Source organism: Leucothrix pacifica (assembly GCF_003172875.1).
GTDB lineage: Bacteria > Pseudomonadota > Gammaproteobacteria > Thiotrichales > Thiotrichaceae > Leucothrix > Leucothrix pacifica.
The window spans coordinates 1-13,949 of sequence record NZ_QGKM01000069.1; the positions used below are offsets into that span (position 1 = coordinate 1).

The 13,949-nt window shown below is 47.3% G+C and carries 16 protein-coding genes and 1 pseudogene; 6 read left to right on the top strand and 11 right to left on the bottom strand.

Going from position 1 to position 13,949, the window contains the following annotated elements; genetic code table 11:
• Window positions 1-948: PilT/PilU family type 4a pilus ATPase (locus tag DKW60_RS18160; RefSeq protein WP_181389780.1), on the bottom strand; the 948-nt coding region annotated here is incomplete at its 3' end.
• Window positions 949-1,000: 52 nt separating this feature from the next.
• Window positions 1,001-2,038, bottom strand: a complete 1,038-nt coding sequence (locus DKW60_RS18165; RefSeq protein ID WP_109839150.1) for a type IV pilus twitching motility protein PilT — start codon at window positions 2,036-2,038, stop codon at window positions 1,001-1,003.
• A gap of 47 nt (window positions 2,039-2,085) precedes the next feature.
• Between DKW60_RS18165 and DKW60_RS18170 the strand changes: the two genes are divergently transcribed.
• The 3 genes from DKW60_RS18170 to DKW60_RS18180 are packed head-to-tail and all read left to right on the top strand — an operon-like array spanning window position 2,086 to window position 4,218.
• The gene (locus DKW60_RS18170; RefSeq protein WP_109839086.1) at window positions 2,086-2,775 is read left to right on the top strand and encodes a YggS family pyridoxal phosphate-dependent enzyme; all 690 of its coding nucleotides are present in this window, start codon (window positions 2,086-2,088) and stop codon (window positions 2,773-2,775) included.
• Between the two features lie 27 nt (window positions 2,776-2,802).
• Window positions 2,803-3,648, top strand: coding sequence for a pyrroline-5-carboxylate reductase (gene proC / locus DKW60_RS18175; RefSeq protein WP_109839087.1), 846 nt, complete (start codon window positions 2,803-2,805; stop codon window positions 3,646-3,648).
• A 12-nt stretch (window positions 3,649-3,660) separates the two neighbouring features.
• Entirely contained in the window at window positions 3,661-4,218 is a 558-nt protein-coding gene (locus tag DKW60_RS18180) for a YggT family protein (RefSeq protein ID WP_109839088.1), read from the top strand.
• A gap of 128 nt (window positions 4,219-4,346) precedes the next feature.
• Here the strand turns inward: DKW60_RS18180 and DKW60_RS18185 are convergent, their stop codons facing one another.
• Entirely contained in the window at window positions 4,347-5,057 is a 711-nt protein-coding gene (locus DKW60_RS18185) for a rhodanese-like domain-containing protein (protein WP_109839089.1), read from the bottom strand.
• 61 nt (window positions 5,058-5,118) lie between these two features.
• Complete coding sequence (locus tag DKW60_RS18190) at window positions 5,119-5,505, bottom strand: hypothetical protein (RefSeq protein WP_109839090.1); 387 nt, start codon at window positions 5,503-5,505, stop codon at window positions 5,119-5,121.
• 232 nt (window positions 5,506-5,737) lie between these two features.
• Between DKW60_RS18190 and DKW60_RS18195 the strand changes: the two genes are divergently transcribed.
• The gene (locus DKW60_RS18195) at window positions 5,738-6,202 is read left to right on the top strand and encodes a DsrE family protein (RefSeq protein WP_245929733.1); all 465 of its coding nucleotides are present in this window, start codon (window positions 5,738-5,740) and stop codon (window positions 6,200-6,202) included.
• A 48-nt stretch (window positions 6,203-6,250) separates the two neighbouring features.
• On the opposite strand, the gene dtd is transcribed toward DKW60_RS18195, so the two are convergent.
• From dtd to rph, 7 genes are all read right to left on the bottom strand, one after another.
• Entirely contained in the window at window positions 6,251-6,691 is a 441-nt protein-coding gene (gene dtd / locus DKW60_RS18200; RefSeq protein ID WP_109839092.1) for a D-aminoacyl-tRNA deacylase, read from the bottom strand.
• On the bottom strand, window positions 6,688-7,638 hold the full coding sequence (gene pip / locus DKW60_RS18205; protein WP_109839093.1) for a prolyl aminopeptidase: 951 nt from the start codon (window positions 7,636-7,638) through the stop codon (window positions 6,688-6,690). The genes dtd and pip overlap by 4 nt, the downstream gene beginning before the upstream one ends.
• A gap of 40 nt (window positions 7,639-7,678) precedes the next feature.
• Window positions 7,679-8,611, bottom strand: a complete 933-nt coding sequence (ttcA, locus tag DKW60_RS18210; RefSeq protein WP_109839094.1) for a tRNA 2-thiocytidine(32) synthetase TtcA — start codon at window positions 8,609-8,611, stop codon at window positions 7,679-7,681.
• Between the two features lie 12 nt (window positions 8,612-8,623).
• Window positions 8,624-9,820 carry a M48 family metallopeptidase gene (locus DKW60_RS18215; RefSeq protein ID WP_109839095.1) on the bottom strand — a complete coding sequence of 399 codons (1,197 nt, stop codon included), beginning with the start codon at window positions 9,818-9,820 and terminating at the stop codon, window positions 8,624-8,626.
• Between the two features lie 226 nt (window positions 9,821-10,046).
• A complete protein-coding gene (locus DKW60_RS18220) occupies window positions 10,047-10,793 on the bottom strand; it encodes a lysophospholipid acyltransferase family protein (RefSeq protein ID WP_245929734.1) in 747 nt (248 codons plus the stop codon).
• Window positions 10,790-11,374: an RdgB/HAM1 family non-canonical purine NTP pyrophosphatase gene (gene rdgB / locus DKW60_RS18225; protein WP_109839096.1), complete on the bottom strand. Its 585-nt coding sequence runs from the start codon at window positions 11,372-11,374 to the stop codon at window positions 10,790-10,792. The genes DKW60_RS18220 and rdgB overlap by 4 nt, the downstream gene beginning before the upstream one ends.
• 20 nt (window positions 11,375-11,394) lie before the next feature.
• Complete coding sequence (gene rph, locus DKW60_RS18230; protein WP_109839097.1) at window positions 11,395-12,114, bottom strand: ribonuclease PH; 720 nt, start codon at window positions 12,112-12,114, stop codon at window positions 11,395-11,397.
• A gap of 195 nt (window positions 12,115-12,309) precedes the next feature.
• Here rph and DKW60_RS18235 point away from each other — a divergent pair, with 195 nt between their 5' ends.
• Both DKW60_RS18235 and DKW60_RS18240 read left to right on the top strand, forming a co-directional pair.
• Complete coding sequence (locus DKW60_RS18235) at window positions 12,310-13,458, top strand: ImmA/IrrE family metallo-endopeptidase (protein ID WP_109839098.1); 1,149 nt, start codon at window positions 12,310-12,312, stop codon at window positions 13,456-13,458.
• A 53-nt stretch (window positions 13,459-13,511) separates the two neighbouring features.
• Window positions 13,512-13,945, top strand: a pseudogene (locus DKW60_RS18240) (DUF4411 family protein).
• Window positions 13,946-13,949 lie beyond the last annotated feature (4 nt).

Genomic DNA, 13,949 nt, shown 5'->3' on the forward strand with positions numbered 1-13,949 from the left:
CCCAACTGAGGATTTTAGGTTCATGCCTGATATGTCGGCTTTCAGAATTAAGTCTGCCATCATTGGTGTGTTGATGAGCACCTCTACGGCTGGGAAGCGGCCTTTGCCATCTTTCTTGCGGGTTAAGCGCTGAGAGATTATGGATTTCAGATTCAGCGATAAATCCATTAACAGCTGTTCACGACGCTCTTCAGGGAAGAAGTTGATAATACGGTCAATAGCTTGGTTGGTGCTGTTAGCGTGTAGCGTGGTCATACAAAGATGACCGGTTTCAGCATAGGCAATTGCATATTCCATGGATTCACGATCACGAATCTCACCCAGGAGAATCACGTCAGGCGCCTGACGTAGGGTATTCTTCATGGCGATTTCGTAGTTTTCGGTATCCAGACCAACCTCACGCTGAGTGATCAGGCAGTTTTTGTGATCGTGAGTAAATTCAATCGGATCTTCAATGGTGATGATGTGGCCATAGGTTGCCTCATTACGCAGATCAATCATCGATGCTAGTGTTGTGGATTTACCTGAACCTGTCGCACCAACCATAATCACTAAGCCACGGGTGGTCATGGAAATATCCTTAAGCACCGGTGGCATATGTAGAGATTTCAGACTTGGGATATCACTGGGAATATGTCGCAGCACCATCCCGGAGCAACCACGCTGTGTAAAGGCGTTGACACGGAAGCGATCAGAGCCGGGTAGGGAGATAGAAAAGTTTCCTTCCAAATGCTCTTCGAAGTTACGCATTTGTTTGTCGTTCATAATAGAACGAACCAACATACGAGACTGGTCTTCGGTGAGTGGCTGGTTGGATAATGGTTTCATCTGGCCATTCACTTTTACGCTCGGAGAGGCCCCCGCTGTTACGAAGAGATCAGATCCCTTTTGCTTAAGCACACTACGAAGTAGGTTGTGCACATAAGCCATAGCACTTTCTTTATCCATATTCTTGCCCCTTGAGGGTATTTATTCTTGTTGTTCGCTGATGTTTGAGTGATTAAGCAATAGAAGCGGCGCTGTCTGCTTTAGAAGCGGCAACCTCGCGTGAGATCAAACCCTGTGACATCAGTTTTTGTAATGACTGATCCAGCGTCTGCATACCTTCCCCGGAACTGGTTTGCAGGGTGGACTTCATTTGTGCGATCTTGTTTTCACGGATCATCGAGCGAATCGCACGAGTACCAATCAGGATTTCATGGGCTGCCACACGTCCGCCGCCAGTCTTCTTCAAAAGCGTTTGTGAAATGATTGCCTGCAATGATTCTGAAATCATCGAGCGAACCATGTCTTTTTCAGCCGCCGGGAATACATCAACAATACGGTCAATGGTCTTGGGTGCGCTGGTGGTGTGTAGTGTGCCGAATACCAAGTGGCCGGTTTCTGCTGCAGTCAGCGCAAGGCGAATAGTTTCCAGATCACGCAATTCTCCAACCAGGATGGTATCGGGATCTTCACGAAGCGCGGAGCGCAGAGAGGCCTCAAAACTTTTTGTGTCGCGATGCACTTCTCGCTGATTCACCAGACATTTTTTACTCTCGTGAACAAATTCAATCGGATCTTCAAGCGTCAGAATATGCCCGTAATCATTCTTGTTCTTATAATCAATCATGGCAGCAAGGGTGGTTGATTTTCCAGAACCCGTAGGGCCGGTAACCAGTACCAAACCGCGCGGTTTATCAGTAATCTTTTTAAAAATCGCCGGTGCGTTCAGGTCTTCCAGGCTGAGTATCTTGCTGGGAATGGTTCGAAATACCGCTGCTGCACCACGGTTTTGGTTGAAGGCATTCACACGAAAGCGAGCGACACCGGGGATTTCGAAAGAAAAGTCAGTCTCCCACTTTTCCTCAAAGTCCTTGCGTTGTTTGTCATTCATGATGTCATACACCATGCTATGAACATCTTTGTGCTCCAGCGATGGTAGGTTGACGCGACGCATGTCACCATCCACACGAATAATCGGTGGCTGCCCTGCGGAAATATGCAGGTCAGAGGCGTTATTCTTTACCGAAAAGGCCAGCAGTTGTGTAATATCCATGATTAGATTTTTATTATTATTTAAATACAAAATTGACCGTATCATAAATGTCCAAAATTCAGCATAACCTTCAGACAATTGGCACGGAGATCGCCGGAGATTGTCAACGCTTTGGCCGAGACGCAGCCAGCGTGACATTGTTGGCTGTCAGCAAGCGCCATCCAGCCAGCGCAATTCGTGAGGCCTATGACTGTGATCAACGAGCCTTTGGTGAAAACTATGTTCAGGAAATGCTGGAAAAAGCTGAGCAGCTGGGAGCGCTGGATATAGCGTGGCATTTTATCGGTCCACTACAGTCTAATAAAACCAAAGACGTTGCCAAGGTAGCAAGCTGGGTACACACCGTGGACCGTTTGAAAATAGCACGACGACTCAGCGAACAGCGCCCACAAACGTTAGCGCCACTGAATGTTTGCTTGCAAGTAAACGTCAATAACGAAACCAGTAAATCCGGGGTGAGTCTGGATGAACTTGGTGAGCTGCTTGAGTCTGTCTCTGACCTACCCAATATAACAGTACGGGGCTTGATGGCGATACCAGAGGCGACCAACGATACTACACGACAACGGCAAAACTTCCGCCTGCTGGCAGGCGCTATGGCTCGTCTCAACGCGACGGGTTATCAGTTGGACACCTTATCGATGGGGATGAGTGGCGATATGGATGCTGCGATTGCAGAGGGGGCAACCATTGTGAGAATTGGTACGGCCATTTTTGGCGAGCGCCCCACCGCGTAATCTTAAGATATTTAGTTAAGGGATATCATGACGACAGAAAACAGAACAAACATTACCTTTATCGGTGCTGGCAATATGGCGCGTAGCTTAATTGCGGGTCTGATTGACGACGGAGCTTCGGTTGATATTACCGTTGCTGATCCGAGTGAAGAGCAGTTAGATATCATTCGTGGCCAGTGGCCAGCTTGTATCACCACGACTGATAATGCGCAGGCAGTCAGCCAGGCTGATTTGGTCGTACTGGCCGTGAAACCACAAATCATGCAGATGGTTTGTGAAGCGTTAGCGTCAGACATTCAGGAGCGTAAACCGCTGATTATGTCTATCGCTGCGGGCGTCAGCGAGTCGAGTTTAAACACCTGGTTGGGTGGACTGCTACCGATAGTGCGTTGCATGCCGAATACACCGGCACTTGTCCAATCCGGTATGAGTGGCTTATATGCCAACACTCGGGTTGACGAGGAGCAACGCAGCTTAGCTGAGAGTGTGATGCGTGCTGTCGGTATGGTGTTATGGTTTGATGATGAAGACATGCTGCATGCGGTGACGGCAGTATCTGGCTCAGGTCCGGCTTATTTCTTCTTAGTAATGGAAGCCATGCAACGTTCAGCCGAAGGTTTCGGTCTGAGTGAGGAAGAGGCAAGATTGCTGGTGGTGCAAACGGCATTCGGCGCTGCTAAATTAGCGCTGGAGAGTAACGATTCCTCTGCTGAACTCCGGAAAAAAGTCACTTCAAAGGGTGGCACAACGGAGGCTGCGATTAATCAGCTTCAGGCGTCAGGATTAGAGAATACGTTTGATCTGGCATTGAAAGCAGCGGCACAGCGCTCAATAGTACTCAGTGGCAACAAGCCCGCAATCGAAAAATCATAAGGATAATTTACTATGTCGGTCATTCAACAAATCGGATTATTTTTGGTAGAGACGCTGCTGTCTCTGTATATCTCCGCAGTCGTCATCCGGTTTTTGCTGGGCTATGCGCGCGCTGATTTTTACAATCCGTTGTCACAGTTTTTGGTGAAAATCACTAATCCTGTGCTGGTTCCGGTCAGACGTTTTGTGCCATCGATTGGTAAGCTGGATACGTCAGCGGTGGCGGTTGCATTTGTACTTATCATCATCAAAGTATTGTTGATTGCCGCTATTGTCGGTGTCAGTGCAAACATTGTGTCTCTGATTTGGTTAGCGGTCGGCGAACTGATTCGCTCAGTGATTTGGGTTTACATTATTGCGTTAATCCTGATGGCGGTGATCAGCTGGATTGGCAGCTCGCACGGTAATCCGGTAGCACCATTGGTCAACAGTCTGGTGAGTCCGTTAGTGACGCCGGTACGTCGTCGTATGCCACCGGTTGGTATGCTGGATTTATCGCCCATGGTCGTGATGATTGGTCTGTATATATTATTGATTATTGTGAATGGCGTATTCCCGCGATTGTTCTAATTGATTGATTAAGCAGAGCTTCCTGATGACTTGGAAGCCAATAAAAAGCCCCGTCACAGTTAAACCGGACGGGGCTTTTTACATTGGAGTATGCGCAACGGCCTGAACCGAAGCCTATATCAAAACAATTATGGCTTGGCTGTTGAAAGACCTAAGATTTCCCAAGTCTGCATACCGCCACGGAAGTACTTAATCTTCTCAGCAGGGTAGCCGTACTTCAGCAGTGTTTTGATACTTGCCGGAGATTGTCCACACCACATGCCATTACAGAACAGTACCAGTGTTTTAGCGCCGGAATAATCAAATACTTTGCTGGTATCACCATCTGTAATGGCTTCATCAACATCCATTGCATCCGTCTCGCCCATCAGTTTTACACCGAAGTTCTTAGCCATCACGTCAATGATGCCTTCAGTAGTCGCGCCTTTAGCAGGTACCAGACTTGTCCATGACACATTGACTGCGCCAGGGATCGTGCCTTTCGCTACCCAGTCAGGAGTACGTGAGTCACCTAAGAAGATTGAGCTATCGCCAGCACTCATCTTGGCGATGTAATCGATCACTTCCGCTTCACCGATGGTTTCAACACCTGGTGCAACAACCATAGGCTGGATACAGAATGGTGGACATGGGCGTGAGGTCTTAGCAAAGGCAGGAATCACCACTGCATCGTTGTCTTGGTTACGCTTAATCTCTACCTCTTTACCATTATGGTTGACCGTAACGCTCATTAGATCAGGTGTGATACCAACTGGCTTTCCACCGTGGCTGTCGGCATAAGCCGCTGTGCCAAGGCCTAAAGTAAGAGTCAGTGCTATTAGTGATTTTATTAGTCTCATTGATGTCCTCCAGACATTTCATTAGAAATGGGCTAGCGCCCGGTACTACGGTTGTAATGGGTTAATCGCAGCTATCTTCGTTTGGCTCTTCTTCCTCATCATAATTGATTTCTTCAGAAGGCTCTTCCTCTGCTGGCTTTTCATCGTCCATTGCAGCTTTATCGTGGCCTTCCATCTTATGGTCTTCAGAGCTTTCAGCGGTGTCAGATGGGGTGTCTTCTGTATCTTCGGGTTTATCTGATGCTTCAGGCGCTTCTTGCGCTTTCTTTGGAAGAAGCTTAGCGGCCTCATCAACTACTTCAGAAATGGCGGCTTCGGTGCTAGTCGCTGCTGCTGTGGCTTCAGTGGTTGCTTTTGTTTCAGAAGAGGCTGTGGTGGTCTCTGCGTAAGCATTGCCTGTCAGAAGCACAGTCAATGAGAACAGCAAGGTGCCAGTGAATATTTTCATGAATTGGCCTATGCAATGTTTGTAAGAGAATTAGTTTTAATTGGATTTCCTTCGCCCGTCATTATTTCCATAAATAATGAGATACCGTCAATATCACTTTAGTGGGGGTTACCGCGTTATCAGTGAGAGTGATTGGATTTTAAAGGGGACGAAGGTAAAGTACAATTTATCTTAGCTATTTTTTGATTAATAGTTTAGATGTATATCTATAAATTCGAAAGGAGTATCTATTTTGAGTATAAAACATATGACTGCAGGTGTGTTTGCATTGGCGCTGGCTTTTCTGATTCACTCGATCAGTGTCGCGGATTCACATGCTAAAGATGACTCAGACGCTGAGGAAGTCAGACACCGTTTAGTAATTCAGGTCAGCACAGATGACCCACGCACTCAAACCATTGCCCTGAACAATGCAGTGAACCTGCAAAAGCACTATGGCATTGATAATATTGATATAGAAATCGTGGCTTATGGTCCCGGTTTGGGAATGCTGACAGAGAAAAGTTCTGTCATGGATCGTGTAAGCAGTTTGTCTTTGCAGGAAGTAGCATTCAGTGCTTGTGGCAACACCATGCAAACTATTGAGAAAAAAACGGGTGTGGCACCTAAGCTAATCGAGGGCGTTGGCACGGTTCAGGCAGGTGTCGCACGCATTATGGAACTACAAGAGCAAGGTTATTCTTATATCCGTCCTTAAACCCGTTTAATACCCGAAGTGTTATGGGCTTCGGGCTATTTCATTGGTTTAGACTTCTAGCCAAAATGTCACAGGCCCATCATTGATGAGACTGACCTGCATATCAGCTCCAAACTCACCAGTTTGAACGGGCTTGACTAGCTTATGTCCTGCCTGTGCAACAAAATAGTCATACATCGATTGACCCAGTTCCGGCGGTGCGGCTGAGGCAAAGCTAGGCCGCAAACCTTTCTTTGTATTAGCGGGCAGTGTGAATTGTGACACCACTAAAAGCTCGCCCTCGATATCCAGCAGGGAATTATTCATCTTCCCGTCATCATCTTCGAAAATCCGGTAATTGATGACTTTGTGCAGCAACTTATCGCTAAGTGCTTCGTTGTCTTTTTTTTGCACCCCAAGTAGTAACACAATGCCCTGACTGATTTTTCCTACCAACTCACCATCAATTTCAACTTGCGCTGCTTGTACGCGCTGGATTAATCCAATCATGCTAGTTTCCTCAACATGTCATTACCTGCCTTGATTAAGGCGCTGATAATACCGGGCTCCATGGCGGTGTGACCGGCAGCTTGTACCACGAAGTAATCCGCATTGGGCCACGCCTTGTGTAAGTCATAAGCATGTTGTAACTGACAAATCATGTCATAGCGACCGTGAACGATATAGCCCGGAATATTCTTTAAAATATCCGCATTGTTGAGGATTTGGTTATCCTCCATGAAGCAGTTATTCACAAAATAATGCGATTCGATACAGGCAACACTCAGTGCCGTGTGTGGGTCAGAAAATTGCTCCAACATGGTCGGTGAAGGCTGTAGGCTTAGCGTTCGGCCTTCCCATGTTGACCATGCCTTCGCAGCACCCATGCGCGCGATTTCGTTATCGCCGTTCAGACGTCGATGATACGCCGTCAGCATATCACTGCGCTCTGCCATTGGAATAGGAGTGAGGTAATCTTCCCAATACTCCGGAAAGAAACGATTAGCGCCTTCCTGATAAAACCAGTTAATCTCTGCTTTTGTGCCCAGAAAAATACCCCGGACAATCAGGCCGGAGACCCGTTCAGGGTGTGCCTGTGCATAAGCCAATGCAAGTGTAGAACCCCAAGAGCCACCGCTAACTACCCAATTCTTGATATTCAGTGCTTCGCGCACTTTTTCCATGTCGGCAATCAGGTCTTGCGTGGTGTTATTACGAATATCCGCATGAGGTGTGGAGCGACCTGCACCGCGTTGATCAAACAGAATAATGCGGTATTTTTCAGGGTCAAAAAAACGTCGTTGGTAGGCAGAGCTACCTGTGCCGGGGCCACCATGCAGATACACAACCGGAACGCCATCAATGCTCCCGCTTTCCTCTACATACAGGTCATGAATGTCATCGACCTTAAGCATGAAGTGATGATTTTCAAGAATAGCGGGATAGAGGTCTGACATAAGGCTGCTCTCTGTTTAAATGACAGCCTATGATAATAGCTTATTTCTTCCAGATGGGTATCACAGTTTGTGATAAGGCGGAGCTGTTTGGCGGGATTTCTGTGTCAAACAGGGTATCGCCATCGCTAACTGGCTTGTCAGTAGTACGAATGGCCGCAAAATCATAGCGCTCACGATCCAGAAGATGTGATGGGCTGGTGTTGCCTAATGCAGTCATCATGCTGGCTAAGCGCCCCGGATAATCACGATCCCATTTGCTCAGCAAAGCTTTCATGGCCTGGCGTTGTAAATTGGGTTGAGAGCCACACAAGTTACAAGGAATAATCGGGAATTCCATCGCCTCAGAATACGCTTTGATATCCGCTTCTTTGCAGTAGGCTAGCGGACGAATCACGATGTTTTTACCATCATCTGACACTAGTTTGGGCGGCATCGTCTTCAAGCTGCCGGCATAAAACATATTCAGCAGCAGCGTTTCCAGAATATCTTCACGGTGATGGCCGAGGGCGATTTTTGTTGCGCCCAAGTCCTGAGCCGCTTTGTATAAAATTCCCCGCCGTAAACGCGAGCATAAAGCGCAGGTCGTTTTGCCTTCCGGAACCTTATCTATCACGATACTGTAGGTATCTTCTTCTAAAATCTTATACTCGACACCGATTTTGTCCAGATACTCCGGCAATACATGCTCTGGAAAGCCCGGTTGTTTCTGGTCCAGATTAACCGCAATCAATGAGAAGTTGATAGGGGCGACTTTTTGTAAATACAGCAATACATCCAACATGGTGTAGCTGTCCGCACCACCAGACAGGCACACCATTATCCGGTCGCCATCTTCAATCATGCTGAAGTCAACAGAGGCCTCGCCTGCGGCTTTGCGCAAACGTTTCTGTAACTTCACAAACTCTCCGGATGATTTATCCAGTTTGACTGTGGCGTTACTGTTTAATTCTACGGCTTGGATCTCTGCATTCATGGTGTAATTCGCTTAATCTGGCTCGACATCCTGCGCGAGCGACTGACATATAAAACTGCGGGGCACGTCTAATTTATCCGCAATATCATTCATGACATCACGCTCTGGCTCGGTCGTGCGACCGCTGGAGCGCGACATAGTACACAGATCTCGCAATACCTGCATCCGTTGTGGCACTGAAGCCATTTCTTTTGCGGTTTTGATGCGATCGTCCAGCGTTGCGCTCAACTGCTCAACGTTGAGGTTTTTATCAAACTCGCCTTTACCAAAGAACTCCTCAAAGGTTTTGATTTCCTCAGCTGAAATCCCGTCACTGGCATTGGCCACGCAAATGCTGGCAGCGAATAATAAGCGGCGCATATGGATTGCGGTCTTGGTTTTTCCTTCCAGATAGCTGGGTTCCATCAGGCTCATTACGCCCTGAACCGCGACTTCCAAATCATCTTTAGAAGTATCGCCATTCGCCATCACGGACTGATCGAATAGCTCCAGTGCTTTGACACGCATCGGGCTAAACGGGTGAGTCGAGAACCAATCTTGCTTGGGTGCACCTTGTCCTGGTTCTGCGTCTACTATTTGCATTTCACTGACTTGCTTGAGGAAGTCATCTAAGTCGAATTGGACAAAGTCACTGGTGAGACCGGAGGCAAGTTTGAACAGGGCACGAGCCACCGCATCCAGATTCTGCGCGCAATGTGCTCCGGCGCGATCCGCAGAAATCTCAGCATATCGTGACCATGCAAATAGCTCTAACGCCAAACGCGGACTTGCTGGTCGCTGACCCTTTAGCAGGTAGCCAATGGGAATGTCGTGGTGTTTATAAACATGATGCCCCAGCTCATGACCGATCACGAATTTCAGTTCGTCATCTTTAAAACCTTCCAGCAGACTGGAGGAAAACATCACATGCAGACGACCTTCTTCAGGCTTAAAGCACATCGCGTTAAACTGTGGGCTAGGGAAAACATATAGCTCCAGCGGAATATCCATTTCCAGTGTTTCGATACACTCATCCGCCATTTTGTGTACGCTGGGTGCCATGCCTTTGCTGAGGCTAACCGAGGTGGCCAATAAATGACGACGCAGACCGGTTGGGCCTTTCTCTTCCTGACGCGCGATCATCTCGTTGACTTTGATGACATCGCGGTGCTTTAGAAGTGTGTTATAGAGTTGTAAATCGTTCTGACAGCGTATTTCTTCTGGTTTCATGATTTCCTCTTTGGTGCCGGCCTTTGGTGTTTGCCTTGCTCGCACAAGCTGCGCTTGAAACGACTCTCGGCGGTAAACACCAATGACCTGCTTTGGGTGTTTGCCGCGATGGTGTTACTTGTACAGGCTATGTTTGATTATTGTTTTTAAAGCTAAATGATACAGAGCTTCGCTGAGGTAAACTCCAAAAACCTGCCTTATGTGTTGGCTGCAATATATTTTTAAATTAACGAACGGGTGGTAGCTTTGTACGTTCTTCAGTTATCCATGCTTCTACTTCGGCATTGACTTGTTCTGCGGTTTTACCGGTGACTTCGATGCGCGGACCAATGCTGACGGTAATAGTGCCGGGTGTTTTGATGAGTCCGTTACGTGGCCAGCATTCACCGGCGTTGTGTGCAACAGGTAGTACTGGATAACCACTGTGTACTGCTAACTTAGCACCGCCGAGTTTGAAACGCACTTTTTTGTCTGGACTAACGCGCGTGCCTTCCGGAAAGATGCACACCCAGTTGCCTTCATCTAAACGTATTTTACCGTTGGTTTGGATCTGCTTCATGGCAGAGCTGCCGGCTTTACGGTCGATGGCGATGGGGCTGGATTGCTGCATACCCCAGCCAAATAAAGGCAGGTTTAGCAGTTCTTGTTTAATCACCCATGACATTGCAGGCATTTTGGCTAACAGGTACATGGTTTCCCATGTGGACTGGTGATTGGATAGCACGATGGTTGGTGTACTAAGATCCAGATTCTCTTTACCGCGCACCTGACCTTTAATGCCGCAAGTGACCCGCAACCAGAATAAATTGATATTACCCCACTGTTGCAGGAATTTATACGTCATGCGCGGTTTACCCAGCAGGCTGAGTAGGGGAGCTATAATGCCTATGACACCTGTTACGACAAAAAAACCGGCCATAAATACTACGGAGCGAAGCCCCAGCCATAAGGTCATTAAAGGAGATCGTTTCATGATAAGCGTTCCAGTAAAGCGTTGAGTGCCTGTCCACGGTGGCTGATTTTGTTTTTCTCAGCAGAATCCATTTCTGCAGCGGCCATATTATGCGTTGGTACAAAGAATAAAGGGTCATAACCGAAGCCTTCGCTGCCGGTTAATTGCTCCAGAATGCGACCTTCCCAAGCACCTTCAGCAATAATAGGCGATGGGTCATCCGCGTGCTGCATCATCACGATACAGCAGCGGAAACGTGCCGTGCGCTTAGCTTCCGGAACGCCTTCCAGTGCTTTGAGTAGTTTCTCATTACATGCTGCAGCCCCTGCGCCGATGCCAGCGTAGCGAGCCGAGTAAATGCCCGGCTGGCCTTGCAGTGCATCCACTTCGATGCCTGAATCATCCGCAATCGCAGGTAATCCGGTAATCTTAGCCGCATTACGCGCTTTTAAAATGGCATTCTCAACAAAAGTCAGGCCAGTTTCATCAGCATCCGGCACATCAAATTCTGACTGCGGGCGAACATCCATGCCAACGCTTGATAGCAGTTGCATAAATTCCCGAACTTTTCCGGCATTGCCGCTGGCGAGTACCACTTTCATTGCTAAACCCTTGTTAAACGTTAGTCTAAATTTAATACAGCTGATTGGGCGGCGATTAACTCACGAATGCCTTTTTCAGCCAAATCCAACATGCTGTTCATTTCGGTGCGTGTAAAGGCGTGTCCTTCTGCCGTGCCCTGAACTTCGATGAAATGATCACCGGAATTCATCACCACATTCATATCCGTCTCGGCATTAGAATCTTCCGGATAATCCAGATCCAATACTGGTTCACCATTATAAATACCGACTGACACAGACGCCAACTGACCGTGAATAGGATTACGCTTGAGGCCACGCTTTTTCATCAGCTTCTGAACCGCATCGTACATCGCTACATAAGCACCGGTAATTGACGCTGTGCGTGTGCCACCATCTGCCTGAATCACATCGCAATCGATCATGATTTGGCGCTCACCTAAGGCTTCCATGTCTACTACTGCACGAAGTGAGCGACCGATCAGACGTTGGATTTCCTGTGTGCGGCCTGATTGCTTACCACCAGAGGCTTCACGGCGCATGCGTGAATGCGTAGAGCGAGGCAGCATGCCGTATTCTGCGGTCACCCAGCCTTTGCCTTTGCCGCGCATCCAGCCCGGAACATTCTCCTCGATGCTGGCGGTGCAGATTACTTTGGTGTTGCCGAACTCGACCAGAACCGAGCCCTCGGCGTGGCAAGTGAAATCTCGTGTGAAAGTAACCTGACGCATTTCGTCATTGGCGCGACCGCTGGGTCTCATAGGTGAATCCTTGTGTGAAATTTTGATGGGGGAATTATACGGGGTTGAGTGGGGTGTGGGGGATTAATTTTGCATATTCGCTGAATCTTACAGCTACAAGTTAGTACATATTACTCGAAACTATCCAATGAAGTTTCCATCTAAAAACAGTATTATCAAAGTATGAAATCTCAAACTAACTTAGTGTAGCTAAAGATGGCCACAGCATATGCCAACGTCAATCACGATATTCTTAATTGGGCACGTCAACGGGCTCAGTTAAGTGCGGCTGTGCTTGCAAAAAAATTACAAGTCACGGAAGCGAAAATTCGTGATTGGGAGTCTGGGGACTTGTCCCCCACTTTTAATCAAGCTAAGAAGTTTGCTAAGCAAACAAGAATCCCATTTGGTTATCTATTTCTTGCGGCTCCTCCACGCGAGCAATCTTTACCATTACCGGATTTGAGAACGGTTGATAATGAGCATAGAGGGCAGGCGAGTGCTGAGCTTAGAGATATTATTAATATTGCTCAGCAGCGGCAAGAATGGTTTTTAGAATACGCTAAAGATAATGGTTTTGATGAGTTACCTTTTGCGGGTAAATATACGATTCAATCTTCCGTTGAGGAAATTGTGGGCGATATGCGTTCTGTCCTAGGGCTTCCCGCTCATCCAAGCCGCGGAAGTTGGCAAGATTATTTTCGTGATTTAGTAAATGGCTTGGAGGCTGTAGGCATCTTAGTCATGCGTCAATCTAACTTAGGCCACCATACACGTACTTTCTCTGTGAGTGAGTTTAGAGGATTCGTGCTATTTGATACTACCGCTCCAGTTATTTTTATTAATCAGGCGGATGCTCCAAGTGCAAGGCTTTTTACATTGATCCATGAGGCATCTCACATATGGATTGGCGAAAGTGGCATTTCTGATGCAAGTCCAGCGACGCAGTATAAGCAAGAGGTGTTATGCAATGCCGTTGCAGCTGAATTTCTGGTGCCACAAGAAGAGTTCGAAGAGTACTGGGTTGAGCATGAAGATTGGCAGCAGAATATCCCTACCTTAAAGTCTCACTTTCATGTCAGTCGTTGGGTTATTGCTCGACGCGCCCAGTCTTTAGGAAAAATTTCTCTAAATCAGTATCGGCGTTATATTGCTGTGCTTAAGGCTGAATATCAGCAGCGAGAAACAGGTGGTAGTGATGGCCCTTCTTACTATCGATATAAACCTGGGCAAATTAGCAAGCGCTTCGCCAGATCTATTATTAGTGAAGCAATGAGTGGTCGTGTTTTATATCGTGATGCAGGCAGATTGCTGGGTGTTAAACCCGGAAATATAACTAAGCTTGCGAAGGAACTTGGCCTGTAATGTATCTTTTGGATGCGAATACCTACATACAGGCTAAGAATAGTTATTACAACATGGCATTTTGCCCCGCATATTGGGATTGGTTAGATCAACAAGCTGAGTTACGTCAAGTAGGTAGCATTTCTGAAGTATATGACGAGTTAGTCTGCGGCTCGGATGAGCTTGCAGAATGGGTTAAGGGGAGAAGAGATCATTTTATACCAACAGTTTCTGATGATATACAAGGTGCAATGGGAGATGTAGCGAACTATGTTATGTCATTACCAAGTAAGACTCAGTCCAATATCGACATCTTTTTGGCGAAGGCCGATCCGTGGCTTATTGCGTCTGCAGTCGTGGAAGGCCACATTTTGGTTACTCATGAAGTCTGGCAAGACCCAAATAGTAAGAAGGTTAAAATCCCAATATTTGTGATCATTTCGGAGTCAGGTATATAAACACCTTTGAGCTTTTGTCGGAGTTGGGAGCTAATTTCAGAATTGAATAATTGT